Below are 24,568 nucleotides of genomic sequence, written 5' to 3' on the forward strand. Positions count from 1 at the left end.
GGCAGTCGTTTCAGGGAGCTACCCAATGAACCATCGTTTGCTGATCGCAGCGGCATCTGTCGCCATCGCCTGCATGACCTCTTCAGGGGCGTTGGCGTTCAGTCCCGACTGCGAATCGGGTGGCGAATGCAGCACGCCGACCCCACCGCCGCCGCCTCCGCCCCCGCCAGGTGTCGGCGTAGCCCGTGCCGGGTTCTTCTTTGTCGCTCCGGGCGGAGACGTCCTGCAGGGCCAGACCTATTACCCCAACGGGGTACCAACGATCTACATTTTCAACCATGGTCCTGGCGGCACAGTCTTGACCGACACACCTTTCAGCCAAGGTGACGGGACCACACAGGTGACGCTGATTGCCGACGCTGCGAATGCCCGGGCCACGGCGATTTCGCATATTGGCGACGAATACGGCCGCAACGACGTCGGCGCCGCTCTATATTACGGCCTGAGCTTCACTGCGGGTAGCGACACGGTCGGTGATGCAGTCGCGGCGATCCTCGCGCACGCGCCGCTCGCCAGCCTCTCCGGAAGCTACTCACTCAGTGGGTCGGGGTCGGGCCGCGCGCTGGTCAGCGCCTCGAGCTCTGGTAACAACGCCGGCTACAGTTTCGGTGCCAATTGCGGCTATTATTACAACAATTCCCCGACCTGTGACGCAAATCCGGCGGCGAACCCCTGGTCGATGAGTCTCGCGTTCACGCGTGGTACCGAATTCACCGGCGGCGATCGAAACACGTTTTACGCGACCTTCTCGTTAAATGCGTCGACCGAAGCGGGTTATCCCGGCGGTTACCCCAACACCTACCCGGGCGACGCGACGGCGTGGATCGATCCGACGGTCAATTACAATTCGCAGCTTGGCCAATATGGCAACAGCCTGACGTTCAACGCGCCCGGCGGTCTCGGCAATGGCGGCTTCAGCTTTGTCAGCAGCGGCGCGGTGCCGGAGCCGGCGAGCTGGGCGCTGATGCTCAGCGGGTTCGGCTTGCTCGGCGGGACGATGCGTCGTCGCCGCACGCTCGTAACCGCTTGATCAGGAACCCCCGCGCGGCCAGAGTGCCGGGCGGGGGATGCCCATGCGGCTGCTGCTGATCGACGACCATCCGCTGTTTCGCCAAGGATTTGCGGCGATGATTGCGGAGGCGCGCCCGGATTGGCAATGCACGCCGGTCGGTTGCGGCGAGGATGCCGAAGCCGCCGCACGGCGCGAACGGTTCGACATCGCGTTGATCGACCTGCAGCTCCCCGGGGCCGATGGCTTCCAGACATTGGCCCGCATCGCCGACGCCGCGCCGCTCCTCCCCTGCGCCATCGTGTCGGGCCGGGAGGACGCCGCCGCCCGCGAACGCGCACGCGTTGCCGGGGCCAAGGGCTATATCGCCAAGGCGTCCGAACCCGCCGCGATGATCGCGCGCATCGAAGCGATCGCGGCAGGCGGCGAAGGCTGGGATGCGGGCGATGGCAAGGCGCCCGTGCTGACCGAGCGGCAGAGGCAGGTGCTCGCTTTGCTCTGCGAAGGGCACGGCAATAAGGAAATTCGTCACCGGCTGGGCATCGCCGAAAGGACGGTCCGCGCGCATTTGACCGAATTGTTCGGGGCACTCGGAGCGCACAGCCGGGTACAGGCGGTACTACGCGCACGCACTCTCGGACTGTGCGACTGATGGACCCGCGCGTCCGGGCAGAATCGATCCGGACGCTTTATCTGCAGATGCGCAATGCGACGGCGGCGGCGATGATCGTCACCGTGTACATGGCGGCGACCGCCTGGGCTTTTTCGCCGCACGACGAAGTGCTCGGCTGGCTTGCCGTGCAATTGCTGAGCCAAGTCGGTCGCGAAGCGTTGCGCCGCAGCTTTTCCGCACGGGCGCGCCACGATGAAGAGCTCGAGCCGTGGGCGCGCCGCTCCGCGATATACATGGGCGTGGCCGGCGCGATCTGGGGCGGCACGATCATATTGTTTGCGCATCCCGCCCAGCCGATCACCGTCGCGCTGACGCTGTGCGGGCTTTACGGCATCTCGGGCGGCAGCGTACCGGGCAATGCGTACAACCCCACCGGACTGTACGCATTCGTCGGCACGATCTTCGCCATCGTCCTCGCGCGGCTGCTGGCGATCGGCGATTTCGATTATGCAGTGCTCGGTTTTGCCAGCGCCGGATTCGCCCTGATCATGATCGGCTTCTGCCGGGTGCAAGCGGGCGCGATCGCCGAAAGTTTCCGCATCCGCTTCGAAAACGAACAATTGCTCGCCGCCCTCGCGCGCGAAAAAGGCGAAGCCGACGCTGCCCGCGCCAAGGCCGAAAGCGCCAGCCTCGCCAAGTCGCAATTCCTCGCCGCCGCCAGCCACGATCTGCGCCAGCCACTCTATGCGCTGGGGCTGTTCTCGGCGTCGCTCAAAGAGCTCAAGCTCGACGCCGCGGGGCGCGAGACCGTGGCGCGGATCGGCGGCAGCATCGGCGCGATGGAGCGGTTGTTCGACGGACTGCTCGACATTTCCAAACTCGAAGCCGGGGCGGTCGTCGCACATCTCGAGCCGGTCGACGTCGATGCGCTGTTCGACCGGCTGAGCGGCTATCACCGCCCGATCGCGCTCGCCAAGGGGCTCGATTTGCGTCTCCGCAGTGATGGCGAATGGGTGCTGAGCGACCCCGTCTTGCTGGAACAGGTGCTGTCCAATCTCGTCGCCAACGCCATCCGCTGTGCCGATGACGGCGGCGTCCTGATCGCCGTGCGCCACCGCGAGGGACAATTGCGGTTCGAGGTCTGGGACACCGGCATCGGCATCGCCGAACCCGACCGCGCGCGCATTTTCGAAGAGTTCGTCCAACTCGGCAATCCCGAGCGCGACCGGCGCAAGGGGCTGGGCCTCGGCCTGTCGATCGCCCGTCGCGCCGCCGAGTTGCTGGGCGCGCGGATCGCCGTCGCGTCGAAGCCGGGACGCGGCTCGCGCTTCAGTTTCTGCCAGCCCCTCTGCGAAGCGAGCGTCGCCACCGTCACGCTCCATGTCGCCGCGCCACCGGTCGCGCGCGGGCGCGTGCTGGTCATCGACGACGACGCGGACGTTCGCGCCGCGCTCGGCGAACTGCTCCGGCGCTGGGACGTCGCACACGATCTGGCGGGCGATGCCGAAGAGGCGCGACGGTTAGCGGCCGGCAACGACTATGCCCTTGTGATGTGCGACCAGCGGCTTCCTGGCGCGACCGACGGACTGACTCTGCTCTCCGCTCTCGCGGTCATCCTGCCTGCAGCCGCGCGCGTCCTGATCACCGCCGATTTCGACCCCGCCTTGCTCGCCGCGGCGGAGGCAGCCGGGGTGCCGCTGCTCCACAAACCCGTCGCGCCCGACACGCTGCGCGCGCTGGTCGGCGCGGATCGAACGCCTGTGGGGTGATGCAGTGACGCGTTGCTAGCGCCGATAGGAAGGGATCGACAGCCCCCGCGCAATCGCCAGCGCGCGCAGCGTGAAGCCCGCCACCACCGCCGCAAGAAACGCGATATCGAGCCGCACACCGGCCACATTCAGCGCCACGAAACACGCCGCCGACAAGGCCGCCGCGGTCACATAAATCTCCGGCTTGAGCAGGATCGACGGCGTCCCCGCCAGCAAATCGCGGATGATACCGCCGACGCACGCGGTGATCACGCCCATCATCATCGCCGGAAGCACTGGCACCCCCGCGCTCAGCGCCTTGGCCGCGCCGAAGCTCGCATAGACCGCCAGCCCGACAGCATCGAACCAGTCGAGCGCACGCCCGCGCCACCACCGCGCCGGGGTCAGCCACACCAGCCATGCCGTCCCCAAACACACCGCCGGCACGCGCCAGTCATGCACCCAGAACACCGGCACACCGATCAACAAATCGCGCACTGTGCCACCGCCCACGCCCGTGACCAGCGCAAAGAAACTGAACGTCACCAAAGTCTGCCCCGCCCGCGCCGCCGCCAGCGCACCCGAGGCGGCGAACACGGCAATGCCGAACAGGTCGAGCAACGGCAGAAATTGCGTCATTAGGACGGTCGGCGGGTTCATCGCCCCGCCTTTAGGCCAAGCGCACAGCGATCCAAATATGCCAGCGGAATCGCGCCTTTCCGGCTGACGCCATGGCCAAGTGGCATTAAGTGAGTCCCGAGCATGTCCGCCCTCACTCCCAAATCACGGCCTTGGACGATGGGTCGATGGCGCGCACTCTTGCGCTCTCGCGGGCCACGGTCGCTGATTTTCCGGCGGCGTGTCGCGGTGCTGGCGGGGGCGGTCGCGGTCGGCCTCGCCGCCGTGGTGTTTGCCCGGGCATCCGACGCCGCCGGTCAGGCATTCACGACGTTCGCGGCGGGTTGGCGCTGGGCACCGTTGATCGTCACCCCGCTCGGTTTTGTCGCTTTGGTATGGCTGACGCGGCGCTTCGCCCCGCTGGCGCGTGGATCAGGCATCCCGCAGGTCATGGCGGCGCAGAGCCGACCCGATCTCGGCCAAAGCGACCTGATCTCGCCCCGGACTGCCACGGCCAAGGCCGGGCTGACTCTCGGCGCGCTGCTGACGGGTGCAAGCGTCGGACGAGAAGGACCGACGGTGCAGCTCGCCGCGGCGATCATGGCGCTCAGCCACCGGCTGATGCGCGTGCCGATGCGCGCGTCGGTGGTCATCGCCGGTGGTGCCGCCGGCGTTGCAGCCGCGTTCAACACGCCGCTCGCGGGGGTCCTCTTCGCGATCGAGGAGCTGGCCTCCGCTTACGAACAGCGGGTGACGTTGCTGGTCCTGTTCCTAATCGTCATCGCCGGGATCGTGGCGCAGGGCGTTGCCGGGGACTATCTCTATTTCGGCGCGATCGGCGCGCATATGCCGCTGTCATCCGCGCTGCTGTTCGTGCCCGTGGCCGGCATGCTGGGGGGTTTGGCGGGCGGATTGTTTTCCCGCCTGATGCTGTTTTTTGCGACAGGGACAGGGCCTGTGGTGAAACTGATCCGGGCGCGTCCGCTGGTTTTTGCTTTGCTGTGCGGGCTGATTGTCGCCGCGATCGGTTGCACGACGCAGCTGACCTGGGGCGCGGGTTACGCTCCCGCGCGTGCGATGATCGTCGGGGTCGATGCGCCATGGTGGTACGGCCCAGCCAAATTCGTCGCGACGCTGTCGACGGCGATTGCCGGGCTTCCTGGCGGCATTTTCGCACCAAGCCTGTCGATCGGTGCCGGCTTCGGCAATGTGCTGCGCATGGCGTTCAGCGACGATCCCGCCAGCGCAGTCGTGATCCTCGGCATGGTCGCCTATTTCACCGGCGTGGTCCGCGCACCGTTGACGGCGGTGATCATCCTTAGCGAAACGACTGCCAGCCGCGGTCTCATCCTGCCCATGTTCGCCGCCGCGTTCGTCGCCGATTGGGCCAGCACATTGGTCTGCCGCGAAAAACTATATCACGGACTGGCGCGAACCTTCGCCCGCTGACGATTGTCCGACCTAAATATGGATTGGCTTGCCTGTCACCGCCATGGCGGCTTCCTTGATCGCTTCCGAATGCGTTGGGTGGGCGTGGCAGGTCAGGGCGATATCTTCGCTCGTCGCGCCGAATTCCATGGCCAGCGCAACCTCAGCGATCATCGTGCCGGCAAGGCTGGCGACGATCCACACACCGAGCACCTTGTCGGTCTGCGCGTCGGCGATGATTTTTACGAAGCCGTCGGTGTCGCGGTTGGTCTTGGCGCGGCTGTTGGCCATCATCGGGAACTTGCCGACCTTGATTTCGCCGCGTTCTTTGGCGGCTTCCTCGGTCAGCCCGACGCCGGCGATCTCGGGCATGGTGTAGACCACGCTGGGGATCACATCGTGGTTCACGATGCCGGTGTGCCCGGCGATATTGTCGGCCACCGCGACGCCTTCGTCCTCGGCCTTGTGCGCCAGCATCAGACCCGGCGCGACGTCGCCGATCGCCCACACGCCGGGAACGCTGGTGCGGAAATCATGGTCGATCTCGACCTGCCCGCGCGCGTTGACCTTCAGCCCGATGGCATCGAGGCCCAGCGTGTCGGTGTTCGGCTTGCGGCCAATCGCCACGAGCACCGCATCGGCCTCGAGCGTTTCCGCTGCACCACCTGCCGCCGGTTCCATGGTCAACGTGGCCTTGCCGCCCTTGACGGTGACGCCGGTGACCTTGGTCGATAACTTATACTCGAAGCCCTGCTTCTTGAAGAGCTTCGCCGCTTCCTTGCGGACCTCGCCGTCCATGCCCGGCAGGATCTGGTCGAGATATTCGACGACGGTGACGCGCGCGCCCAGCCGCCGCCACACGCTGCCCAATTCCAACCCGATCACACCCCCGCCGATGACGACGAGGTCCTCGGGCACCTTCAGCAAAGCCAAAGCTCCGGTGCTGTCGACGACGACCTTCTGGTCGATTTCGACGCCCGGCAACGGCGTGACCACCGAGCCCGTGGCGATGACGATGTCCTTGGCGGTGACGCTCTGCCCGGCGACGTCGAGCGTGTTCGGGCCGGTGAAACGGCCATTGCCCTTGAGCCAGGTGACCTTGTTCTTCTTGAACAGGAATTCGATCCCGCCGGTCAGCTCCTTGACCGCCTTGGCTTTTTCCGCGTGCATCTGGTCAAGGTTGAGCTTCACACCCGAGAACTCGACCCCGAACTTGGTCAGATGCCCGCCCATCGCCTCTTCGTACAATTCGGACGCGTGCAGCAGCGCCTTGGACGGGATGCAGCCGACATTGAGGCACGTCCCGCCCAGCGTCTCGCGCCCTTCGACGCACGCGGTGCGCAAGCCCAATTGCGCCGCGCGGATCGCCGCAACATAGCCGCCGGGGCCGGCGCCAATCACGATCACGTCATAGTCGAATTCGGCCATTATCTACTCCACCTGCACCCCGGGTGCGGCGACATAAACCCATGCCTCCCGTCCCGATTCCAGCGTCACGCGCGTCCGCACATAGTCCGCCGCTTCATAGTCATCTGCGGCAGCCAGTTCGCCACCGCTCAACTCGAATATCGTCCCCGCAATCTGGTGCGCCGGATCGTCCGAAGCAACCAGCGCGGGGTGATGGCTCTCGCCACTTTGCCGCACCACCTCCGGGTCGCTGATCGCGATCCGCCCGACGCGAAACCCGCTCAACGTGTCGGCGGTACCTGTCAGCAACCGCCCGAACTGTTCCCGCTGCACGGCGGCATATTGCAGCGTGCCGTAGGAAAAGAGCGGCTCCACAATCCTAAAGATCGATCAGCAACCGCGTCGGATCCTCGATCGCTTCCTTGATCGTCTTGAGGAACGTCACCGCCTCGCGCCCGTCGATCAGGCGGTGGTCGTAACTCAGTGCCAGATACATCATCGGGCGGATCACGATCTGCCCGTCGCGCACCACCGGCCGGTCCTCAATGCGGTGGAGGCCCAGCACCGCCGATTGCGGCGGGTTGATGATCGGCGTGGACATCAGCCCGCCGAACACGCCACCATTGCTGATCGTGAACGTACCGCCCTGCATGTCCGCCATCGTCAGCGTGCCGGCCTTGGCCTTCGCACCCAAAGCGGCGATCGCCTTTTCGATGTCGGCAAAGCCCATCCGGTCAGCATCGCGCACGACGGGTACGACCAACCCATTTGGTGCGCTGACCGCCACAGAGACATCCATATAGTCGAAATAGACGATCTCATCGCCCTGGATCTGCGCATTGGCGCTGGGGATGGTCTTCGCCGCGAGGATCGCCGCCTTGGTGAAGAAGCTCATCAGCCCGAGCCGCACGCCATGCTTGTTCTCGAACGCATCCTTGAAGCGCGCGCGCGCCGCCATGACTTCGGTCATGTCGCAATCGTTGAACGTGGTCAGCAGCGCCGCCGTGTTCTGCGCGTCCTTCAGCCGCTTGGCGACCGTCTGGCGCAGCCGCGTCATGCGGACGCGCTCCTCGCGGCGGTCGGCCGCGGGGGCCGCGGCAGGTGCGGCAGCCGCGGGAGCCGCCTCGGGCGCAGCCGCTTGAGCAGGCGCGCCGAGCACGTCTTCACGCGTCAGGCGCCCGTCCTTGCCGGTGCCCTTGATCGTCGTCGGATCGACGCCCTTTTCCAGCACCAGCTTGCGCACCGAAGGCGAAAGCGTCGGCGCGCCGCCACGCTGATCGTCGCTCGCCGCCACAGGCGTCACCGGCGGAGACTGACGCACATCCTCGACCTTGGCCGGTGCCGCAGCGGGAGCGCCCGAACCAGCCTCGATCGATCCGATGACACCACCGACCGAAACCGTATCGCCGATCTGCACGCCATACGCGCCCATCACGCCGGCAACCGGCGCGCCGACCTCGATCGACACCTTGTCGGTCTCCAGACTCGCGACCGCCTCATCCTGGGCAACCGCTTCACCCGGCTTTTTGAGCCATTCACCCAGCGTCGCTTCGGTGATTGATTCACCCAGCACCGGCACCTTGATTTCGGTCGACATCGTCAGTTCCTCTTATGCCGATGCCTTGCCGACAACCGGTTTCTGGTTGTCGCGGACACGGCGAATTTCTTCACGCACGCTGTGGCCCAGCGCATCGGCGACGAGCGCCGCCTGCTCGGCCTGATGCCGCTTCATCAGCCCCGTCGCGGGCGATGCCGCCGCCTTGCGCCCGGCATAGCGCGCGCGTTTGTCGGCATGCCCGGTCTCGGCCAGGCACTCCTCGATAAAGGGCTCGACGAAGAACCACGCACCGTTATTCTTCGGCTCTTCCTGGGCCCACACCACTTCCTTCAAATTGGGCATGCGCGACAGACGCAGCGCCAACGGCTCGGACGGGAACGGGTAAATCTGCTCGACGCGCAGCACCGACGTTACACCGTCATCGTCGGCATCGCGCGCATCGAACAGATCGTAAGCCACCTTGCCGGTGCACAGCACCAGCCGCTCGACCTTGTCGTCGGCCAGCTCGCGCGGATCGCTGAGGATGCGGCGGAAATGGCTGCCCGAACCGAAATCTTCGGCCTTCGAAACCGCGCGCTTGTGCCGCAGCAGCGATTTGGGCGTCATCAGGATCAGCGGCTTGCGGAACGGCCGGTGCATCTGCCGCCGCAAAATGTGGAAGTAGTTCGCCGGCGTGGTGCAGTTCGCGACCTGGATATTATCCTCGGCGCACAATTGCAGATAACGTTCGAGCCGCGCCGACGAATGCTCCGGCCCCTGCCCTTCATACCCATGCGGCAGCAGCATCGTCAGCCCGTTTGCCCGCAGCCACTTAGCCTCGCCCGATGCGATGAACTGGTCGATCATCACCTGCGCGCCATTGGCGAAATCGCCGAACTGGCCTTCCCACAACACCAATGCTTTCGGGTCTGCCGAAGCAAAGCCATATTCGAAGCCGAGCACACCGAACTCGCTGAGCGTCGAATCGAGCACTTCGAACCGCCCGTGCGGCACCGTGCACAACGGAATGTAGCGGCGTTCGTCATTCTGATCGACCCACACCGCATGGCGCTGGCTGAACGTGCCGCGCCCCGAGTCCTGCCCCGACAGGCGGACTTGATAACCCTCCGACAGCAAGGATCCGAACGCCAGCGCCTCGCCCGTCGCCCAGTCGAAATTCTCACCCGTCTTGAACATCGCCGCCTTGGCATCGAGCACGCGCTTCAATGTCGGGTGCACCGTCAGATCGTCGGGCACCGTCGTCAGCGTCCGGCCCAGCGCGTCGAACAATTTCTGCGACAGGCCGGTGTCGACATTGCGTCGTGCGGTTTCGGGATCGGCGGGTTTGGACAACCCCGACCAGCGTCCACCGAACCAGTCGGCCTCGTTCGCCTTGTAATTCGCGCCCGCAGTGAATTCGTCCTCCAGCATCGCGACGAAGCTGTCGGTCTTGTCCGCGACCCACTTGCCGTCAATCACGCCTTCGCCTTCCAGCTTGGCGGCGAACACCGCGCTGACCGGCGGGTGCTGCTTGATCGTCTTGTACATTAAAGGCTGGGTGAACATGGGCTCGTCGCCCTCATTGTGCCCGAACCGGCGATAGCACCACATGTCGATCACGATGTCGCGGTGGAACCGCTGGCGGAACTCGATCGCCATCTTGCAGGCAAAGGTCACCGCCTCGGGATCGTCGCCGTTGACGTGGAAGATCGGCGCCTGGACGCCCTTGGCCACATCCGACGGATAAGGCGACGACCGCGCATATTGCGGACTGGTCGTGAAACCGATCTGGTTATTGATCACGAAGTGAATACAACCACCCGTGTTATAACCGCGCACGCCGGAGAAGCCGAGACATTCCCAGACGATGCCCTGCCCCGCGAATGCCGCGTCGCCGTGGATCAGCACCGGCAGAACCTGCTTATGCTCCTCAAGATCGTTGCGATCGGTCTGGATCGCGCGCGCCTTGCCCAGTACCACCGGGTCCGCCGCCTCGAGGTGCGACGGGTTGGGCACGAGCGACATGTGCACCTTGATCCCGTCGAACTCGCGGTCGGTCGAGGTGCCCAGATGGTATTTCACATCGCCCGATCCGCCGACATCGTCGGGATTGGCGCTGCCGCCCGAAAATTCGTGGAAGATCACGCGGAACGGCTTGGCCATGACGTTGGCGAGCATGTTGAGCCGCCCCCGATGCGCCATGCCGTAAACGATCTCGCGCACGCCGAACTGGCCGCCATATTTGATCACGGCCTCCATTGCCGGGATCATCGCCTCGCCACCGTCCAGCCCGAACCGCTTGGTGCCGACATATTTGCGGCCGAGGAATTTTTCCCACTGCTCGGCCTCGATCACCTTGGCCAGGATCGCCTGCTTGCCCTCGGGCGAAAACGAGATGGCGGCGTCCTTGCCCTCCATGCGCTGTTGCAGGAAGCGGCGCTCCTCGACATCGCCGATGTGCATATATTCGAGGCCCACATTGCCGCAGTAATTGCGCCGCAGAATGTCGATGATCTCGCGGAAACTCGCGCGATCGAGCCCCAGTGCCCCGCCCAGCCACACCTTACGGTCGAGATCAGCCTCGGACACGTCGAAGAATTCGGATTTCAGATCGTCGGGTAACGTCCGGTTGCTGAGGCCCAACGGATCGAGATTGGCCGCCAGATGCCCACGCACGCGATAGGTGCGGATGATCAGCATCGCCTTGATCGCGTCTGCCGCCGCCTGCTTCACCGATGTTTCATCGACCGGCGCGCCCGCCGACTTCGCCGCCGCCTTGACCGCCACCTCCATCTGCGTCGGGTCGAGCGCGGCCGTCAGATCGTCGCTGTCGAGCACCGGCCATGCCGGGTTCGCCCATGACGGCCCGGCTTCGTGTTCGGCGTTGAATTCGTTCGTTTCGTAACCCATCGACCCGCTCCTCGCGGTTTAGCCGTTCAGAACGGCCTTCAACGTCGTGCCCAATTCGCTCGGCGACAGCGACACGCGGATGCCCGCCGCCTCCATTGCCGCGATCTTGCTCTCGGCATCGCCCTTGCCGCCTGACACGATTGCCCCGGCATGGCCCATGCGCCGTCCCGGGGGCGCGGTGCGCCCGGCGATGAAGCCGGCCATCGGCTTCTTCCGCCCGCGCTTGGCCTCGTCGATCAGGAACTGCGCCGCCTGCTCTTCCGCGTCGCCGCCGATCTCGCCGATCATGATGATCGACTGCGTCGCCTCGTCCGCCAGGAACAGTTCGAGCACGTCGATAAAGTTCGTGCCGTTGACCGGATCGCCGCCAATGCCGACCGCGGTGGTCTGGCCGAGGCCCTCATTGGTCGTCTGGAACACCGCTTCATACGTCAGTGTGCCCGAACGCGACACGACGCCGACCGAACCCTTGGAGAAAATCGACCCCGGCATGATGCCGATCTTGCACTCGCCGGGGGTCAGCACGCCGGGACAGTTCGGCCCGATCAGCCGCGACTTCGAGCCACTCAGCGCGCGCTTGACCTTGACCATGTCGAGCACCGGAATGCCCTCGGTAATGCACACGATCAGTGGCACTTCGGCGTCGATCGCCTCGAGGATCGAGTCCGCGGCGAAGGGCGGCGGCACGTACACCACGCTGGCATCGGCGCCGGTCATCGCGACAGCCTCTGCCACCGTGTTGAACATCGGCAGCCCGATATGCGTCTGGCCACCCTTGCCCGGCGTCACGCCGCCGACCATTTGCGTGCCATAAGCCAGCGCCTGTTCGGTGTGGAACGTGCCGGTATTGCCGGTCATCCCCTGCGTGATGACCTTGGTATGCTTGTTGACGAGGATGCTCATCGTAACTCCTTGGATGCAGTGCCGCGAAGGCCCGCAAGCGTTTGATCATTTGTGTTGGATGCGTGCATCTATTTGCGGCTATTCACGGGGTTGCGCTTGATCGACTGACGCAGTTTCCAGTCGCCGGTCTCTTCCTTGCTCATCGTCGCTACCTGCAGTTTGACGAACGTGCCTATGCGACCAACATAAAGCTTCTTGCCTTCCTCGGGCAGCGGGAACTCGACCTGCCCATAGCGCGTCTCGACTTCGATAAACCGGCTCCGCTGGGTTGCCGAAAAACGCGTATTGAGTACCTTCTCCCAAGTTGGCGCAAACGGCAGCCCCTGAGCAACAACCGCGCAGCCCTTGGTGTAATACTCGCCCTGCGGCTTGTGATCCCACACCACTAAGTAAGCGGGCTTTGACAAGGTCAGCTGATAATATTTTGCGTCGTCAATATGCCCGTAGGACCAACGCACATCGCTGTGCAAATCCTTGGGCTGGATCGCCTTGACCTGGCCGGGCCCGAATGTCGCCTGACCATGCATGCAGGCCTCACGAAACCGGCTGACCACGTAATCGACCTCGGCATCGGGCAAATCCGACGCACTGATGTCCATTATCATCAAAAGGCTCGCCGCGCCGATCACGCCAGCGAGCTATCGATGCCCTTACACGCCTCAAGCAACTCCTTGACCGCATCGACGCTGACCTGAAGGTTGCCCTTGGCTTCCTCGTCCAGTTCGATCTCGACGATCTGCTCCACGCCGCCCGCGCCGATCACCACCGGCACGCCGACGTATAGTCCGTCGAGGCCATACTGGCCCTCGACATAAGCCGCGCAAGGCAGCAGGCGCTTCTGGTCGCCGAGATAGGCTTCGGCCATCGCGATGCCGCTGGTCGCCGGAGCGTAATAGGCCGAGCCTGTCTTGAGCAAGGCGACGATCTCGCCGCCGCCGCCGCGCGTGCGCTTGACGATCGCGTCGATCTTTTCCTTGGTCGAACGGCCCATCTTGATGAGGTCGGGTACCGGGATGCCCGCGACGGTCGAATATTGGACCACCGGGACCATCGTGTCGCCGTGCCCGCCGAGCACGAAGGTGGTCACGTCCTTCGCCGAAACCTGGAATTCCTCGGCGAGGAAATGCGAGAAGCGCGCCGAGTCGAGCACGCCGGCCATGCCGACGACCTTGTTGTGCGGCAGGCCCGAAAATTCGCGCAACGCCCACACCATCGCGTCGAGCGGGTTGGTGATGCAGATAACGAACGCGTCGGGGGCGTTGTTCTTGATGCCCTCGCCGACCGCTTTCATCACCTTCAGATTGATACCGAGCAGGTCGTCGCGGCTCATGCCCGGCTTGCGCGCCACGCCCGCGGTGACGATCACCACGTCGGCGCCGGCGACATCGGCATAGTCATTGCTGCCGGTGATCTTCGCGTCGAAGCCCTCGACTGCGGCACACTGGCTCAGGTCCAGCGCCTTGCCCTGCGGGATGCCTTCGGCGACGTCGAACAGGACGATGTCGCCCAGTCCTTTCAATGCTGCGAGGTGGGCGAGCGTGCCGCCGATATTACCCGCGCCGATCAGCGCGATCTTCTTGCGTGCCATGAACGAAACCATCCCCGCTTCTACTGGAAACGGAGGGCGCATTAGGCGCGAATGGTTAATGCGGCAACCTAGCGCCGGGAACTATCTTTGCAACTTGTTCGCAATATCAAATGGCTTCGATCCGCAGCGATAAGCTACCCCCGCTTGGCGCATCCTCCAGCGCCACCGCCCGGTCGACAATCCCCGGCGAAGTTGAAGACGACACTTGTACTTCTTGTCCCGTCAGCAGTTTGCGAACGCCATCCACGACCAAAGTCGCCCCGACCAGTTCGGGTGAAGGCGCGGCATAAACGCGGTAGCCGGTTCCCGAATTGCAAAACTCGTGAAGCTTGCCGCCGTTCAACGCGACGCGGCAGGCGAGCGGCACTTCGCCACGGATCGCGATCGTGTAGCTCGCCTCGCTCCGTCCCACCGACGGAATGGTCGCGGCTAGTGCGAACAACGCTGCAATGATCGGGCGGGACATGCCAGCGGATTACGGCGACCCCGGTCAACACCCGGTTGCCCGCGCTGGTTAACGGTTAGTCTTCCATAACTTAAGTCGCGGCACCCTCGATCGGCCCCGCCGACGCGCGCGGGCGCGACATAACGCGGTGAACCATCGGTTCGAAATATTCGAGCGGCAGCGTGTCATAGTCAGGATCGAACGCCGCCTGGTCGTATTTCTCGCAAAACTCCGCGCACGCATCGAAATACGGGTTGCCGATAAAGGCGTCGCGCGCGTTGCGGTTCATCCCCAGGAAGTGGAAGTAATAATAACCCTGAAAAGCGCCGTGCTGCTTGCAAATCCAATGTTCCTCGGGCGTGACGAACGGCTTGACGATCGCCGCACCGATATCGGGATGATTATACGTCCCGATCGTGTCGCCAATGTCGTGGAGCAGCGCCATCACGACATAGCTCTCCCCGCGCCCGTCGCGGTGCGCGCGAGTCGCGGTTTGCAGGCAATGCTGCAGCCGGTCGATCGGAAAGCCGCCATAATCGCCGTCGAGCAATTTGAGATGGGTCAGCACGCGGTCCGCGACGCCGCCGGCAAATTGCATGAAGTGCGTCGCGATCAGCGACCAGTCTTCTTGCGTGCCTTCTTCGAAATTTCGAAACTTGGCCCGCTGCTGCGGTGCTTCGTAATCGGCCATGACCAGTCTCCTCGACGTGGAACCTACGCCGATTGGAAGCAGATTGGAACGGGGCGCCAAGCTCTGCTAGTCCCGCCCGCAATGGCTGCTCCGCCCACCCCCAAGACGTTCTTCGAAGACAAGGACCGCGCGTTCTGGATGCTCCAGGGTGCGGGCTGGACCGGCTATCTGATGCTCCGCGCGGCACAGGGCGTCGCCAACGGGATGAGCATCAGCTTCTTCATCCCGGTGCTGGTGTCCGCCGCCACCGGCTATTCGCTGACGTTGGTGATGGCGGCGGTTTATCGCTTCCTGATCCGCCAGCGCCCGGTGCTATTGTGGATCGGCAGCGTCATTTCGCTGGTCATCGCGGTGTCGGCTTATTCGATCATCGACGCGTTCGTGTTTTCGCTGATCAACCGGGGCGGCGCCTTCGAAGGGGCATTGCTGCTGGCTTCGGTGTTGCTCGACGGGCTGCTCCTGGCCGCCTGGTCGGCGCTGTATTTCAGCATCAATTTCTTCCTGATCGCCGAGGAACAGCGCGTGCAACTGGCGAAGCTCGAAGGTCAGGCGAGTTCGGCGCAGCTGGCGATGCTGCGCTATCAGCTCAACCCGCATTTCCTGTTCAACACGCTCAATTCCATCTCGACACTGGTGCTGCTCAAGCAAACCGACCGCGCCAATGCGATGCTCAGCCGCTTGGCGTCGTTTCTGCGCTACACACTGGTCAACGAACCCGAAGCGCAAGTCAGCCTCGCACAAGAGTTCGAGACGCTGAAGCTCTATCTCGAGATCGAAAAGATGCGCTTCGAAGAACGCCTCCGTGCCACGTTCGAGCTCGATCCCGCCGCGTCGCAGGCACGCATCCCTTCGCTCCTGCTCCAGCCGCTGATCGAAAACGCAATCAAATACGCGGTGACGCCGCAGGAAGAGGGGGCGGAGATCGCAGTCGATGCACGGCTCGTCGGGGATCGGGTGCGAATTGTCGTCTCCGACACCGGCCCCGGCTTGAACGATGTCAGCGTTCGTCCCAGCTTCTCAACCGGCGTCGGCTTGCCCAACATCCGTGATCGGTTGGGCCAGGCCTTCGGGGAGGATCAGACGTTCGACATGACGAACCGGCCAGAAGGCGGGTTCCTCGTGACGATCGACATTCCCTTCGTGACCGACGCGCAGTTGCAAGAGGCCGCATGACCATACGCACCATTCTCGTCGACGATGAAACACTGGCCATTCAGGGGCTGCAGCACCGCCTCGCCGCGTTCGACGATGTTGAAATCGTCGCGACCTGCAACAACGGGCGCGAGGCGATCCGCCAGATCAAGACCGAAAAACCAGACTTGGTGTTCCTCGACATTCAAATGCCGGGGTTCGACGGGTTTTCGGTGGTTCAGGGGTTGATGGACATCGAGCCGCCGCTGTTCGTGTTCGTCACCGCTTATTCGGATCACGCGCTGCGCGCGTTCGAGGCCGACGCGCTCGATTACCTCATGAAACCGGTCGAGGAAGCGCGCCTCGCCGACACGCTCGAACGCGTCCGCGCGCGGCTGCTGGAAAAGAAAGGCGCAGTCGACGCCGAGCGGCTTATGGAGGTGCTGACCGAGCATGCGCCCGAAGCTGCCGAGGAACTTGCCATCGCGACCGACGAAGCGGGACCGGCTGCCGACCGCTACGAAAAGATCATCAATATCAAGGATCGCAACCAGATTTTCCGCGTCGAGGTCGACACGATCGAACGTGTCGAAGCCGCGGGCGATTACATGTGCATCTACACGGCGGAAAACTCCCTGATCCTGCGCGAAACGATGAAGGATCTGGAACGCCGCCTCGACCCGCGTCGGTTCCAACGCATCCACCGCTCGCAGATCGTCAATCTCGACCACGTCAAACAGGTCAAGCCGCACACCAATGGCGAATGTTTCCTGCTTCTCGATTCAGGGGCGCAGGTGAAGGTGTCGCGGTCGTATCGAGAGGTTGTCGCCAGGTTCGTTCACTAAGTCGCCTCAGACGAACGTCAGCAAAGCCAGCAACTTTACGTCCACGACCAAACCTTCGTCCCGCTTGCGCGAAAGAAACGCCGGCACATCCGCCAATGCCACGCGGTGCAGCACTATCCCGTCCTCGGGCGCATCGCCGCTGTCTTGCAACCCTGTCGCGCGCAGCAGTTCGAACGTCTCGCTGACCATCCCGGGTGATGACGCGAACGTCCCCAACCGCTCGACGTTTCCGGCAATCCAGCCGGTCTCCTCGCGCAATTCCTTAATCGCCGCGGACTCGATAGTTTCGCCAGCGGTCTCGTCGCCGACCAGCCCCGCAGGCAATTCGATGGTCCGCGCGTTAAGCGGCACGCGAAACTGTTCGACCAGCAGGACGTGCCCATCATCGACCGCCAAGATCACCGCCGCGCCGATATTTCGCGCTCGCGCTGCCCATTCCCATGACCCGTCGCGCATCGCCGCGATGTAACGGCCCTGCCAGACGGTTTCGCGGCTCACAGTTCGATCAGGCGGTCGGGCAATTCGTTCACATCGCCGTCGAGGCGCGGCAGGCCTTCGCGCAGGATCGAACCGACCTGCGTTACGGCCGCGGCCATGCCTTCGGCGACGCGGCCATGGCGCACTTCGGCGACCAACGCGACCATCGCGTCGCCCCAGCGTTCCTCGGGCACTTTCGCATGGATTGCCTCGTCCGCGATGATTTCTGCCATATGTTCGCGCATCGACAGGTAAATGAGGATGCCGGTGCGCCCGGTGGTGCGGGCTTCGGCGCCGACCTTGAACAGTTCGAGGGCGCGGCGGCGGACGCGGCGGCGTTTGGTCGATTTGGGCACCAGCGCGATGCGCAGCGGCATCCAGGCGAGGATCAGCCGGGTCCCGAAATATTTGAGCGCCAGCGCGATCATGATCACGATCATCAGGTTGCGGAAATCGAGATCGCCCCAGCCGCCCGAGACCAACCCGATCAGCCGTTCGTAAAGCGCCGGAAAGCTCGCAAAGGCGGCGAGCGCAAGGAACATCACCAACACCGCATATTGGATCGCCGCATCATGATACGGATCGGATTGTTCGGTGACGACAGTCAGGATTTCGCCCGAGGTCGTGCCCTCCGCGTCGCTGACCGCCTGCGACACCAGGGCGCGTCCGGCATCGTCGAGCCCTACCATGAGCCCGACGCTCCGCCGCCACCGAAACCGCCGCCGCCACCGCCCGAAAAACCGCCGCCGCCCCAGCCGCCGCTGGAGCCGCCGCCGCCGTCACCGCCAAACATGCCGCCGCCACCCGAAGAACGCCCGCTGTTGAGCGCGCCGTTGATCGCGCTCCACAAGATGATGTTGCCGATCCCCGATCCCGCGCCGCGACTATAGCGCCGCCCGCCGGCAACGCGCCCGATCATCGGAAAAACGAAACCGAACAGAATGACGAGAATGACGAAGATGAAATTGAGCGACACGCCGCCTCCGCCCGAGGATCGCTGGTGCGCCCGATCAAACGCCTGCGTCGCAGCATCGAGGCGCGCCTGAGCCTCCTCCGGCGACGCACGCAGTTGGGCGACGATCTGGTCGGTGCCCGCGGTCATCGCGCCGTCCACATCGCCCGCCTTCAGGCGCGGCATCATCGATTGGTTGATGATCACCGACGACAAGGCGTCGGTCATGATCGGCTCGAGCCCACGCCCGACTTCGATCCGCGGGCCGCGTTGGCCTTGAGGGTTGTTGGGGGCGATGAACAGGATGACGCCATTGTCGACATCCTTCAGCCCGACGCCCCAGGCACGGCCCAATTTATAGCCGTAATCCTCGAGCGGATAACCCTGCAGGTCGGCGATCGTCGCGACGACGACCTGCCGCTTGGTATCGCGCTGCAAGGCCTGCAGCTTCGCGGTCAGATCCGCCTCGGTCTGCGGCGACAACACGTTCGCGTCATCGACGACCAACCCGGTGAACTTCGGGAAATTTTGCGCCGTCGCCGCCGTAGCCAGCAAAGCCAGCCAGGCGGCGAGCAGCGCCCGCCAGAATGTCACGGCGTCAGAAGCTCACTTTCGGAGCGGCTTCCGAACCCGGCGTGGTCGCCTGGAACGGAACCATCGGCTTGGCACCATAGAAGATCTTGGCACCGATCGCGTCGGGGAAGGTGCGGATGCGCGTGTTATACTGCTGCACCGCCGTGTTGTAGTCGTTGCGCGCGATGGTCACGCGGTTCTCGGTCCCTTCGAGCTGGCTCATCAGCGTGGTGTAATTCGCCTGGCTCTTCAGTTCGGGATAGGCCTCCTGCAGCCGCTGCAGCGACAAGCTCAGCCCATTCTGTGCGGTCTGATAGGCCTGCATCTTGGCCGGATCGGTCAATTCGTCGCCCGACACCTTGATCTGGTTGGCCGAGGCACGGGCGTTGGTCACCTGCACCAGAATGTCTTTTTCCTGCGCGCCCGCGCCCTTCACGGTCGCGACGAGGTTGGGGATCAGATCGGCACGGCGTTGATACTGGTTCTGGACGTCAGCCCAGCGCGCCTTGGCATTTTCTTCCGCGGTCGGGACGGAATTCACGCCGCATCCGGCGAGCGCCAGCGGTGCGAGAAAGGCGACGGTGCGAAGGCTCTTCATCGACATGAACTCCATTCTGTTATGCACGGCTAATACACTGCCCCGCCGCGGGGTTGCAATCGCAATCGTGGGGAGCATGATGGTTGCGTTCAAGTGGGAGCACCGCACATTTCGATCGTCGCCGAGTTCAAGGCCTTCGTAAACCGCGGCAACGTGCTCGACCTCGCGGTCGGCGTGATCATCGGCGCGGCGTTCGGCAAGATCGTCACCGCGCTGACCGACGATTTCATCACTCCGATCCTCAGCTTGCTGACCGGCGGGTTCGATTTCACGAACATGTTCGCGCCGTTGCGCGCGATGCCCGACGGCGCGCCACACACGCTCGCGGCGGCAAAAGCAGCCGGCGTACCGGTGTTTGCGTACGGCCACTTCATCACCGAGGTGATCAATTTCCTGATCCTCGCCTGGATCATCTTCCTGATCGTCAAGACCGCCAACCGTGTGCTCAAGCGGCACGACGACGATGCGACACCGGCGGATGTCCTGTTGCTGCGTGAAATCAGGGACGAGCTGAAGGCGCGCCCTAAGGTTTAGCGAACATCCAATCGTCACCCCGGACTTGACCCGGGGTCCATTGGCTCTCCGTCTGAAACGGACGAAGAATGGACCCTGACTTTCGTCAGGGTGACGGGCTTTGCGCCTCAAGCGACGAGCAAATCCTCGGCGGTCGCGTCCGCCAGGCTGGTGCCGTCCAAAATCGTCGCTGTCTTGTCGCGCACCAACAGCATCGCCCGGCGGATCGCGCACGCCGCCTCGCTGCGGCAATCGTCGCAACGGCGATAGGCGGTGCGGCTGACGCAAGGCACCAACGCCAGCGGCCCTTCGATCTGGCGGATGATATCGCCGAACGAGATCAGATGCGGCGCGCGCGCGAGGTGAAACCCGCCCTGTTTGCCGCGCGTCGACACAACGAATCCCGCCTGACGCATTTCGCCCAGAATGATTTCGAGGAACTTGCGCGGAATGTCCGCCTCGGCAGCGATGCGGCTCATCGGCACGGGTGCCGCGCCCGCTTTCTCTCCAGCGAGCAGCAGCATCGCGCGAAGGGCGTAACGGGAGCGCTGGGTCAACATCCACCAATCCCATAGCGATTTGGACCTGAACGGCAAATTGCCGCAAAGGGCGTTTTATGGATGAGATCACGATCCGCACGCCCGACGACTGGCACGTTCACTTGCGCGATGGCGATGCGTTGAAGGCGGTGGCGGGCCACACCGCCGCGCAATTTGCGCGCGCGATTATCATGCCCAATCTGACCCCGCCGCTGACCCGCGTCGCGGATGTCGCGGCCTATCGCGAGCGGATCATGGCGGCGTTGCCGACGGGCGCGGACTTCACGCCGCTGATGACGCTGTATCTGACCGACGGCATGCCGCCGGAGACGATCCGCGAAGGCAAATCGACTGGCGTCGTCACCGCCGCCAAGCTTTATCCGGCGCACGCCACGACCAATTCGGCAGCGGGGGTGACCGCCATCGATCGCATCATGCCCGCATTGGAGGCGATGGCGGCAGTCGGCATGCCGCTGTGCGTCCACGGCGAAGTCACCGACCGCGACGTGGATATTTTCGACCGCGAGGCGGTATTCATCGACCGCACGCTCGCGCCGCTGGTCGCGCGGCTGCCCGAATTGAAGATCGTCTTCGAACATATCACCACGCGCCAGGCGGTCGATTTCGTGACGGCGAGCGGCCCCAACGTCGCCGCGACGATCACGCCGCAGCACCTCCACCTCAACCGCAATGCGATCTTCGACGGGGGCCTGCGCCCGCATGCCTATTGCCTGCCGGTGCTCAAGGGCGAGGAACACCGCCGCGCCGTTCGCGCCGCCGCCGTCTCGGGCAGTGCCAAATTCTTTCTCGGCACCGACAGCGCGCCGCATCTGCGCGGGGCCAAGGAATCGAGCTGTGGTTGCGCGGGCATTTTCAACGCGCCTTTCGCGCTGGAAAGTTATGTCACCGTGTTCGACGAAGAGGGCGCGTTGGACAGGTTCGAAGGGTTTGCCGGCGAACACGGCGCGCGGTTTTACGGGCTGCCGCTGAATGATGGCACACTGACCCTCGAACGCACCGAACTGTCAGTACCCGCCGAGATTGACGGCTACATCCCGTTCCACGCCGGTGAAACGCTGACTTGGCGCGTGGTCAGGCCGACATCGGAGTAAAATCCGATGTCGTCGGACGGGCCGACTGCCCGCCGGCCGGCCCGGCGCGAGTCTCGCCGCTGCGCCGCTACGGCGTGCCGCGCTCGGGCTAGAACGGAAGAATCCGGCTCTTTTCGCTGAACTTCATATAGCCGATATTCGCGCCCAGTCGCATGCCGACGCCCGCACGCACCGGGATCAGCACGACGTTGCCCCGGCGCAGATACGTGGCCGAAAAGCCGCCGATAAAATATGCGCGACCTTCGACCTGCGGATAGCGGCGATACAGGTCGGCCGTATCGTCGAGGTTGTAGACGAGTGTGAACACCTTCGTCGCATCGCCGCCCAGATCGAACCCGATCGACGGCCCGGTCCAGTAAACCGGCCGCTGCCCCTCGATCTTGTGCGTCATCGTACCCGACCCGTAACGCAGCCCAATGCCGATCGCACCCGATGCCTCGCGTCCGGCGATATAGGCGACGGGTTCGCCCTGATCCTTCAGAATTTTTTCGATGATTCCGCCCAGCCCTTCGGCGCCGCGGCCAAATACGCCTTCGGCCGCGCCGATCACGTCGTTCTTTTGATACGTCGCAGGCTTGGTCCCGGACGCCGGCGGCAGCACTTGGCCCTGCGCGTTGGTCGGCGGAATGTCGTTCGCGGGCGGTGGCGGCGGGGCTGGCTCGGTCTGATTGACCGCATAGCCTCGCTCGCCGGGTTGGAGCGTGGTGTCGGTTTGCGCCGCCTTGTCGGGATCGACCGTTTGCATTTGCGCGGGCGCGGTCGTGCCCCACATCAGCAACGCCGCCGCGATCGCCTGTCCGAACTTACGCATCACCAAGCCCTCCCATGCGGTCACGAAAGCGCACCGCACCTGTCGCTACACTGAATCAGGGAGATTGCGGCGGCGCAAGCCCCCGGTTATAGGCACCATCTGCCAAACGCGCGTGGAGACGTGGGTGAGTGGCTGAAACCAACGCTTTGCTAAAGCGTCGTACCCGTTAAACGGTACCGAGAGTTCGAATCTCTCCGTCTCCGCCAATAAAAACAATCCTTATTTATCAATGACTTAATAATAAGGCTAGTGTTGGCAAGTCATTGAATTTAAATAAGTTAAGCATGCTAGTCAGGTCGCCTTGGGGGCATTTCGGGGGCACGGTGCGATTGAGGATGGGGGCACCGGTGAGCATTCCCGATTACCTCAGACCTCGGACACTTATTCGATCGGCTGCAACGTGTTGATGCCGGCGCTTTCGTCGGTCGGGGCACTGGTGGAGCAACGCCCTTGTCGCGGTAAGGCGGCAGATCAGGCGCGCCATTCGGCGTGGGCCTAGCCTCCAGCCGTGCGATCATCGCCTTCATCTCGGCAATTTCGCGCACCTGCGCGTCGATAATGCCGTCAGCCAGCTCGCGAACCTCCGGATCCTTGATGTGGGCGCGTTCGCTGGTCATGATCGCGATCGAGTGGTGCGGAATCATCGCCTTCATCCAAGAAACATCGTCGACGGTCTCCTGGCTTCGAACCAGCCACAGCGCCCCGGCGAAGACTACGATGCTGCCCGCAATGATTGCCAAGTTGACGCGCCGGTTCGAATACATCGACCACATGAAGCCGAGCATGATGATCGCCATCACCGCGCCCATGTAGACCGCCATCCACGTGCGCGTCTGACTGTAGAACACGTGACCCAGAGCATAGGTGTTGAGGTACATGAGCCCAAACATGACAACTGTCGAAGTCGCGATCATCGCCGCGAACCGGCCGTAACCCATTTTCATCTGGGCACCCCCAATAACCCTGGCGTGATCTGGTCGAAGGTGATTCACTGCGCCTGACGAGGGAGGCGGCAGATGCGTCAGGCGGGATTGTTCGGGCTTTCGGATCAGCTGAAGCGGTTGTCGGACTGCGGCGATCCGCTGGAGACGATGGGGCGGGTGGTGGACTTCGAGGTATTCCGCCCGGCGCTGGAGAAGGCGCTGGCCTATGGCGACGGCGCCAAGGGCGGTCGGCCGCCGTACGATCCAGTGGCGATGTTCAAGGTGCTGATCCTGGCAGCCCAGAACACGGTGAGCGATGCGCGCATGGAGTTCCTGATCCGCGACCGGCTGAGCTGGCTGCGCTTCCTGTGCTTTGACCTGGGTGCGGTCACGCCCGACGAGAACACGATCCGGCTGTTCCGCGAGAAGCTGACCCGCGCCGGCGCGATCGATGCGCTGTTCGCCGCCTTTGACCGGCAACTGCGGGAGCGCGGCTATCTGCCGATGGGGGGTCAGATCGTGGACGCGACGCTGGTCGCGGCGCCCAAGCAGCGCAACACCGCGCCCGAGAAGGACGCAATCAAGGAGGGCAAGAGCGCGGCCGAGATCTGGCCGGATCAGCCGGCCAAAGCGGCGCAGAAGGATGTCGATGCGCGCTGGACGGTGAAGTTCGCCAAAGCCAGGCCGCTGCCTGGCGGCAGGCCAGGGATCGACATCGCCATCCCCAGCTTCGGCTACAAAAGCAGCATCGCAATCTGCCGACGCTACGGCTTCATCCGCCGCGGCAAGGTCACCGATGGCGCTCGCTTCGACGGTCGCATGCTGCGCGACGTGGTGACCAACGACAACACCGCCTCCGATGTATGGGCGGATACCGCGTATCGCAGCCGATCCAACGAGGCCTGGCTGAAGACGATCGGGCGGGTCAGCCGCATCCATCGCAAGAAGCCCAAGGGTAAGCCGATGCCGGCACGCACCGCACGTGCCAACGCGGCCAGGTCTGCCGTGCGTGCCCGCATCGAGCATGTGTTCGCTCGGCAGAAAAACCAGATGGGGCTGTTCATCCGCACCATCGGCATCGTGCGAGCCGAGGCGAAGATCACCCTCGCCAACCTCGCCTACAACATCGACCGCCTGATCTTCCACGAACGACGGGCCGCCATGGGATAGCTACGCCCAGCGAAGCCGCTTTCCGGC

General features: G+C 64.0%; 26 protein-coding genes and 1 tRNA gene. 10 read left to right on the forward strand and 17 right to left on the reverse strand.

Annotation, left to right across the window (positions count from 1 at the left end; genetic code table 11):
- Positions 1–25: 25 nt before the first annotated feature.
- From ACM9ME_RS10970 to ACM9ME_RS10980, 3 genes are read left to right on the forward strand one after another with little or no spacing between them, the layout of a single operon-like run.
- A complete protein-coding gene (locus ACM9ME_RS10970; protein WP_415643501.1) occupies positions 26–1,030 on the forward strand; it encodes a PEPxxWA-CTERM sorting domain-containing protein in 1,005 nt (334 codons plus the stop codon).
- A 43-nt stretch (positions 1,031–1,073) separates the two neighbouring features.
- Positions 1,074–1,661, forward strand: coding sequence for a response regulator transcription factor (locus ACM9ME_RS10975; protein WP_415643502.1), 588 nt, complete (start codon positions 1,074–1,076; stop codon positions 1,659–1,661).
- Complete coding sequence (locus tag ACM9ME_RS10980; RefSeq protein ID WP_415643503.1) at positions 1,661–3,391, forward strand: ATP-binding response regulator; 1,731 nt, start codon at positions 1,661–1,663, stop codon at positions 3,389–3,391. Before ACM9ME_RS10975 ends, ACM9ME_RS10980 begins: the two co-directional genes overlap by 1 nt.
- A gap of 15 nt (positions 3,392–3,406) precedes the next feature.
- Here ACM9ME_RS10980 and ACM9ME_RS10985 read toward each other — a convergent pair whose 3' ends face one another.
- Complete coding sequence (locus ACM9ME_RS10985; RefSeq protein WP_415643504.1) at positions 3,407–4,030, reverse strand: trimeric intracellular cation channel family protein; 624 nt, start codon at positions 4,028–4,030, stop codon at positions 3,407–3,409.
- A gap of 102 nt (positions 4,031–4,132) precedes the next feature.
- Between ACM9ME_RS10985 and ACM9ME_RS10990 the strand changes: the two genes are divergently transcribed.
- Entirely contained in the window at positions 4,133–5,437 is a 1,305-nt protein-coding gene (locus ACM9ME_RS10990; protein ID WP_415643505.1) for a chloride channel protein, read from the forward strand.
- Positions 5,438–5,449: 12 nt separating this feature from the next.
- Here the strand turns inward: ACM9ME_RS10990 and lpdA are convergent, their stop codons facing one another.
- The 9 genes from lpdA to ACM9ME_RS11035 all read right to left on the reverse strand — a co-directional run bounded on the left by lpdA (position 5,450) and on the right by ACM9ME_RS11035 (position 14,897).
- Positions 5,450–6,844, reverse strand: a complete 1,395-nt coding sequence (lpdA, locus tag ACM9ME_RS10995) for a dihydrolipoyl dehydrogenase (RefSeq protein ID WP_415643506.1) — start codon at positions 6,842–6,844, stop codon at positions 5,450–5,452.
- Positions 6,845–6,847: 3 nt separating this feature from the next.
- A complete protein-coding gene (locus ACM9ME_RS11000) occupies positions 6,848–7,198 on the reverse strand; it encodes a gamma-glutamylcyclotransferase family protein (RefSeq protein ID WP_415643507.1) in 351 nt (116 codons plus the stop codon).
- A gap of 4 nt (positions 7,199–7,202) precedes the next feature.
- Positions 7,203–8,420: a 2-oxoglutarate dehydrogenase complex dihydrolipoyllysine-residue succinyltransferase gene (odhB, locus tag ACM9ME_RS11005; RefSeq protein ID WP_415643508.1), complete on the reverse strand. Its 1,218-nt coding sequence runs from the start codon at positions 8,418–8,420 to the stop codon at positions 7,203–7,205.
- Between the two features lie 12 nt (positions 8,421–8,432).
- The gene (locus tag ACM9ME_RS11010; RefSeq protein ID WP_415643509.1) at positions 8,433–11,270 is read right to left on the reverse strand and encodes a 2-oxoglutarate dehydrogenase E1 component; all 2,838 of its coding nucleotides are present in this window, start codon (positions 11,268–11,270) and stop codon (positions 8,433–8,435) included.
- Between the two features lie 18 nt (positions 11,271–11,288).
- Complete coding sequence (gene sucD, locus ACM9ME_RS11015) at positions 11,289–12,173, reverse strand: succinate--CoA ligase subunit alpha (protein ID WP_415643510.1); 885 nt, start codon at positions 12,171–12,173, stop codon at positions 11,289–11,291.
- A 68-nt stretch (positions 12,174–12,241) separates the two neighbouring features.
- Entirely contained in the window at positions 12,242–12,802 is a 561-nt protein-coding gene (locus ACM9ME_RS11020; RefSeq protein WP_415643511.1) for a hypothetical protein, read from the reverse strand.
- Positions 12,799–13,761 (reverse strand): malate dehydrogenase, encoded by a 963-nt coding sequence (gene mdh / locus ACM9ME_RS11025; RefSeq protein ID WP_415643512.1) that lies wholly within the window; start codon positions 13,759–13,761, stop codon positions 12,799–12,801. The genes ACM9ME_RS11020 and mdh overlap by 4 nt, the downstream gene beginning before the upstream one ends.
- Before the next feature lie 106 nt (positions 13,762–13,867).
- Positions 13,868–14,227 carry a hypothetical protein gene (locus ACM9ME_RS11030; protein ID WP_415643513.1) on the reverse strand — a complete coding sequence of 120 codons (360 nt, stop codon included), beginning with the start codon at positions 14,225–14,227 and terminating at the stop codon, positions 13,868–13,870.
- A gap of 70 nt (positions 14,228–14,297) precedes the next feature.
- Positions 14,298–14,897: an HD domain-containing protein gene (locus ACM9ME_RS11035; RefSeq protein ID WP_415643514.1), complete on the reverse strand. Its 600-nt coding sequence runs from the start codon at positions 14,895–14,897 to the stop codon at positions 14,298–14,300.
- A gap of 81 nt (positions 14,898–14,978) precedes the next feature.
- Between ACM9ME_RS11035 and ACM9ME_RS11040 the strand changes: the two genes are divergently transcribed.
- Complete coding sequence (locus tag ACM9ME_RS11040; RefSeq protein ID WP_415643515.1) at positions 14,979–16,070, forward strand: sensor histidine kinase; 1,092 nt, start codon at positions 14,979–14,981, stop codon at positions 16,068–16,070.
- The gene (locus tag ACM9ME_RS11045) at positions 16,067–16,873 is read left to right on the forward strand and encodes a LytR/AlgR family response regulator transcription factor (RefSeq protein ID WP_415643516.1); all 807 of its coding nucleotides are present in this window, start codon (positions 16,067–16,069) and stop codon (positions 16,871–16,873) included. Before ACM9ME_RS11040 ends, ACM9ME_RS11045 begins: the two co-directional genes overlap by 4 nt.
- A 6-nt stretch (positions 16,874–16,879) precedes the next feature.
- Here ACM9ME_RS11045 and ACM9ME_RS11050 read toward each other — a convergent pair whose 3' ends face one another.
- Genes ACM9ME_RS11050 through ACM9ME_RS11065 form a run of 4 tightly spaced genes read right to left on the reverse strand, consistent with a single transcriptional unit; the run spans position 16,880 to position 19,479 of the window.
- Positions 16,880–17,371, reverse strand: coding sequence for an NUDIX hydrolase (locus ACM9ME_RS11050; protein WP_415643517.1), 492 nt, complete (start codon positions 17,369–17,371; stop codon positions 16,880–16,882).
- On the reverse strand, positions 17,368–18,039 hold the full coding sequence (locus ACM9ME_RS11055; RefSeq protein WP_415643518.1) for a TPM domain-containing protein: 672 nt from the start codon (positions 18,037–18,039) through the stop codon (positions 17,368–17,370). Before ACM9ME_RS11055 ends, ACM9ME_RS11050 begins: the two co-directional genes overlap by 4 nt.
- Positions 18,033–18,896, reverse strand: a complete 864-nt coding sequence (locus tag ACM9ME_RS11060; RefSeq protein ID WP_415643519.1) for a TPM domain-containing protein — start codon at positions 18,894–18,896, stop codon at positions 18,033–18,035. Before ACM9ME_RS11060 ends, ACM9ME_RS11055 begins: the two co-directional genes overlap by 7 nt.
- Before the next feature lie 4 nt (positions 18,897–18,900).
- Entirely contained in the window at positions 18,901–19,479 is a 579-nt protein-coding gene (locus tag ACM9ME_RS11065) for a LemA family protein (protein WP_415643520.1), read from the reverse strand.
- Positions 19,480–19,566: 87 nt separating this feature from the next.
- Here ACM9ME_RS11065 and mscL point away from each other — a divergent pair, with 87 nt between their 5' ends.
- Positions 19,567–20,007, forward strand: a complete 441-nt coding sequence (gene mscL, locus ACM9ME_RS11070) for a large conductance mechanosensitive channel protein MscL (protein WP_415643521.1) — start codon at positions 19,567–19,569, stop codon at positions 20,005–20,007.
- Between the two features lie 107 nt (positions 20,008–20,114).
- Here the strand turns inward: mscL and ACM9ME_RS11075 are convergent, their stop codons facing one another.
- Complete coding sequence (locus ACM9ME_RS11075) at positions 20,115–20,546, reverse strand: RrF2 family transcriptional regulator (RefSeq protein WP_415643522.1); 432 nt, start codon at positions 20,544–20,546, stop codon at positions 20,115–20,117.
- 56 nt (positions 20,547–20,602) lie between these two features.
- Here ACM9ME_RS11075 and pyrC point away from each other — a divergent pair, with 56 nt between their 5' ends.
- Entirely contained in the window at positions 20,603–21,637 is a 1,035-nt protein-coding gene (pyrC, locus tag ACM9ME_RS11080; RefSeq protein WP_415643523.1) for a dihydroorotase, read from the forward strand.
- An 88-nt stretch (positions 21,638–21,725) separates the two neighbouring features.
- Here pyrC and ACM9ME_RS11085 read toward each other — a convergent pair whose 3' ends face one another.
- Positions 21,726–22,448, reverse strand: a complete 723-nt coding sequence (locus ACM9ME_RS11085; RefSeq protein ID WP_415643524.1) for a DUF1134 domain-containing protein — start codon at positions 22,446–22,448, stop codon at positions 21,726–21,728.
- A 114-nt stretch (positions 22,449–22,562) separates the two neighbouring features.
- Between ACM9ME_RS11085 and ACM9ME_RS11090 the strand changes: the two genes are divergently transcribed.
- Positions 22,563–22,654 (forward strand) — tRNA-Ser (locus tag ACM9ME_RS11090).
- A gap of 81 nt (positions 22,655–22,735) precedes the next feature.
- Here the strand turns inward: ACM9ME_RS11090 and ACM9ME_RS11095 are convergent.
- The gene (locus ACM9ME_RS11095) at positions 22,736–23,392 is read right to left on the reverse strand and encodes a DUF305 domain-containing protein (RefSeq protein WP_415643525.1); all 657 of its coding nucleotides are present in this window, start codon (positions 23,390–23,392) and stop codon (positions 22,736–22,738) included.
- A 72-nt stretch (positions 23,393–23,464) separates the two neighbouring features.
- On the opposite strand from ACM9ME_RS11095, the gene ACM9ME_RS11100 reads away from it, so the two are divergent.
- Positions 23,465–24,541, forward strand: coding sequence for a transposase (locus ACM9ME_RS11100; RefSeq protein ID WP_415643526.1), 1,077 nt, complete (start codon positions 23,465–23,467; stop codon positions 24,539–24,541).
- Positions 24,542–24,568 lie beyond the last annotated feature (27 nt).

Source organism: Sphingomonas antarctica (assembly GCF_965137005.1).
In the GTDB taxonomy this organism is placed as follows: domain Bacteria; phylum Pseudomonadota; class Alphaproteobacteria; order Sphingomonadales; family Sphingomonadaceae; genus Sphingomonas_O; species Sphingomonas_O antarctica.

What these genes read in the sequence shown, in the direction of transcription:
- lpdA (WP_415643506.1), bottom strand. Translation starts at nt 6,844, where the DNA reads ATGGCCGAATTCGACTATGACGTGATCGTGATTGGCGCCGGCCCCGGC.
- ACM9ME_RS10985 (WP_415643504.1), bottom strand. Translation starts at nt 4,030, where the DNA reads ATGAACCCGCCGACCGTCCTAATGACGCAATTTCTGCCGTTGCTCGAC.
- ACM9ME_RS10980 (WP_415643503.1), top strand. Translation starts at nt 1,661, where the DNA reads ATGGACCCGCGCGTCCGGGCAGAATCGATCCGGACGCTTTATCTGCAG.
- mdh (WP_415643512.1), bottom strand. Translation starts at nt 13,761, where the DNA reads ATGGCACGCAAGAAGATCGCGCTGATCGGCGCGGGTAATATCGGCGGC.
- sucD (WP_415643510.1), bottom strand. Translation starts at nt 12,173, where the DNA reads ATGAGCATCCTCGTCAACAAGCATACCAAGGTCATCACGCAGGGGATG.
- ACM9ME_RS11095 (WP_415643525.1), bottom strand. Translation starts at nt 23,392, where the DNA reads ATGAAAATGGGTTACGGCCGGTTCGCGGCGATGATCGCGACTTCGACA.
- ACM9ME_RS10975 (WP_415643502.1), top strand. Translation starts at nt 1,074, where the DNA reads ATGCGGCTGCTGCTGATCGACGACCATCCGCTGTTTCGCCAAGGATTT.
- ACM9ME_RS10970 (WP_415643501.1), top strand. Translation starts at nt 26, where the DNA reads ATGAACCATCGTTTGCTGATCGCAGCGGCATCTGTCGCCATCGCCTGC.
- ACM9ME_RS11035 (WP_415643514.1), bottom strand. Translation starts at nt 14,897, where the DNA reads ATGGCCGATTACGAAGCACCGCAGCAGCGGGCCAAGTTTCGAAATTTC.
- ACM9ME_RS11075 (WP_415643522.1), bottom strand. Translation starts at nt 20,546, where the DNA reads ATGTTGACCCAGCGCTCCCGTTACGCCCTTCGCGCGATGCTGCTGCTC.
- ACM9ME_RS11030 (WP_415643513.1), bottom strand. Translation starts at nt 14,227, where the DNA reads ATGTCCCGCCCGATCATTGCAGCGTTGTTCGCACTAGCCGCGACCATT.
- pyrC (WP_415643523.1), top strand. Translation starts at nt 20,603, where the DNA reads ATGGATGAGATCACGATCCGCACGCCCGACGACTGGCACGTTCACTTG.
- ACM9ME_RS11100 (WP_415643526.1), top strand. Translation starts at nt 23,465, where the DNA reads ATGCGTCAGGCGGGATTGTTCGGGCTTTCGGATCAGCTGAAGCGGTTG.
- odhB (WP_415643508.1), bottom strand. Translation starts at nt 8,420, where the DNA reads ATGTCGACCGAAATCAAGGTGCCGGTGCTGGGTGAATCAATCACCGAA.
- ACM9ME_RS11010 (WP_415643509.1), bottom strand. Translation starts at nt 11,270, where the DNA reads ATGGGTTACGAAACGAACGAATTCAACGCCGAACACGAAGCCGGGCCG.
- ACM9ME_RS11045 (WP_415643516.1), top strand. Translation starts at nt 16,067, where the DNA reads ATGACCATACGCACCATTCTCGTCGACGATGAAACACTGGCCATTCAG.
- ACM9ME_RS11055 (WP_415643518.1), bottom strand. Translation starts at nt 18,039, where the DNA reads ATGGTAGGGCTCGACGATGCCGGACGCGCCCTGGTGTCGCAGGCGGTC.
- ACM9ME_RS11085 (WP_415643524.1), bottom strand. Translation starts at nt 22,448, where the DNA reads ATGCGTAAGTTCGGACAGGCGATCGCGGCGGCGTTGCTGATGTGGGGC.
- ACM9ME_RS11040 (WP_415643515.1), top strand. Translation starts at nt 14,979, where the DNA reads ATGGCTGCTCCGCCCACCCCCAAGACGTTCTTCGAAGACAAGGACCGC.
- ACM9ME_RS11065 (WP_415643520.1), bottom strand. Translation starts at nt 19,479, where the DNA reads ATGTCGATGAAGAGCCTTCGCACCGTCGCCTTTCTCGCACCGCTGGCG.
- ACM9ME_RS10990 (WP_415643505.1), top strand. Translation starts at nt 4,133, where the DNA reads ATGTCCGCCCTCACTCCCAAATCACGGCCTTGGACGATGGGTCGATGG.